General features: G+C 70.8%; 2 protein-coding genes. Both read left to right on the top strand.

Annotation, left to right across the window (positions count from 1 at the left end; translation table 11 throughout):
• The first annotated feature begins 197 nt into the window (after nt 1-197).
• Nucleotides 198-1,232 carry an aspartate-semialdehyde dehydrogenase gene (locus G6026_RS11895; RefSeq protein WP_182613304.1) on the top strand — a complete coding sequence of 345 codons (1,035 nt, stop codon included), beginning with the start codon at nt 198-200 and terminating at the stop codon, nt 1,230-1,232.
• A 228-nt stretch (nt 1,233-1,460) separates the two neighbouring features.
• Nucleotides 1,461-1,862 carry an SPW repeat protein gene (locus tag G6026_RS11890; protein ID WP_182613303.1) on the top strand — a complete coding sequence of 134 codons (402 nt, stop codon included), beginning with the start codon at nt 1,461-1,463 and terminating at the stop codon, nt 1,860-1,862.
• Nucleotides 1,863-1,923 lie beyond the last annotated feature (61 nt).

The raw sequence follows: 1,923 nt of genomic DNA, 5'->3' as shown, positions 1-1,923 counted from the left end.
TTCGCCTCCGTGGGCGGCGGAACGGAGCGCGGGCGGCACGGGCACGGGGGCGGTGTGACGCGGGTCGCCGGAGGGCCTTCCCGGGGCCGGTAGACTGGGTGATCATCGGCCGACCCGAGCGCAGGGTGGAGCGCGCGCCCGCGGACGGCCGACCGCAGAGCCCAGGCCACCGAGCACACCAGGAGTTGACCTTTTCGATGACCACTGTCGCCGTAGTCGGAGCCACGGGCCAGGTGGGACGCGTGATGCGCGCCCTGCTGGAGGAGCGGGATTTCCCGGCCGATGAGGTGCGGTTCTTCGCCTCCGCACGGTCGGCGGGCACCACGTTGCCGTTCCGGGGCGAGGACATCGTGGTCGAGGACACCGCCGCGACCACCGACGAGGAGCTCGCGGGCATCGACATCGCCCTCTTCTCGGCCGGCGGCACCATGTCGAAGGAGCAGGCTCCCCGGTTCGCGGCGGCCGGCGCCGTCGTCGTCGACAACTCCAGCGCCTGGCGCAAGGACCCCGACGTCCCGCTGATCGTCTCCGAGGTCAACCCCGAGGCCGCGCAGAGCCCGCCCAAGGGCATCATCGCCAACCCCAACTGCACCACCATGGCCGCGATGCCGGTGCTCAAGGTGCTCCACGACGCCGCCGGGCTGAGGAGGCTCGTCGTCTCCACCTACCAGGCGGTGTCCGGCTCGGGCCTGGCCGGCGTGGACACGCTGAACGATCAGGTGACCGGCAACATCGGCGCGGGCCACGAGCTCGTTCACGACGGGCGGGCGCTGAGTGTGGACGACACGGGGCCCTACACCGCGCCCATCGCGTTCAACGTGTTGCCGATGGCGGGCGCGCTGGTCGACGACGGATCCGAGGAGACCGACGAGGAGCAGAAGCTGCGCAACGAGTCGCGCAAGATCCTCGGCCTGCCCGAGCTGCGCGTCGCCGGGACCTGTGTGCGCGTACCCGTGTTCACCGGCCACACGCTCAGCATCAACGCCGAGTTCGAGCGGGACATCACCCCGGAGCAGGCGCGCGAGCTGCTGTCCACGGCCGCGGGCGTGAAGGTCGTGGACGTGCCGACCCCGCTGGACGCCGCGGGCATCGACGAGTCGCTGGTGGGCCGCATCCGCCAGGACTTCTCGATCGAGGGCAACCGCGGGCTCAACCTCATGGTCTCGGGCGACAACCTGCGCAAGGGCGCGGCGCTCAACACCATCCAGATCGCCGAGTTGCTGGTGAAGTGACGCCCCGGCGCGTGGGTTAGCGGCCGCGGGCCCGGCCGTCTGGGACGACGACGACAACGCCCCCGGCCTCACCATCGACGAGCCGCCGCCCGGTCACGCAGACCGGGCGGCGGCTCGTGCGTGTGCATGGGCGAGCGGTGGACCGGGGGAGCACCCGCCACTACCTTTGCCCGGTCCGAGAAACCAACCGGGAGCCGCGTGCTCCCAGACGGAACAGGTGACGTACACATGCACGTACTGTCCAGCAGGGTCCACACCATCATCGGCCTGATCGTCGGCGCGGTCCTGGTGATCGCGCCGTGGATCTTCGGGTTCGCGGACGTCGAGGCGGCCACGTGGTCGGCGGTCATCATCGGCGTGGTGATCTTGTTGAGCGAGCTGACCACGACGAGCCCCGTCAGCCCGATGAAGCTGGTCCCCATGCGCGTCCATGTGTGGATGGACGTCCTGGTAGGCCTGGTCCTCGCGGCGTCGCCGTGGATCCTCGGGTTCGCCGATGAGGACCTCATCGTCTGGCTGCCGCACCTCCTCGTGGGTATCGGCGTGATCGGGTACGCCCTGCTCACCCGAACGGATGACGACGTCGTGCCCGACAGGGCCCGTGAGCCGCACTCGACCAGCGGGCTCTGACCTCGAGCGACCGCACTGGACGGCCCGCTGCCCGGCTACGCGTCGGGCGGCGGGCCGTCAG

This window comes from Dietzia sp. DQ11-38-2 (assembly GCF_014145055.1).
Taxonomy (GTDB): Bacteria; Actinomycetota; Actinomycetes; order Mycobacteriales; family Mycobacteriaceae; genus Dietzia.
Note: the sequence above shows the minus strand (reverse complement) of the source record. Positions and strands in the feature narration are given on the sequence as shown.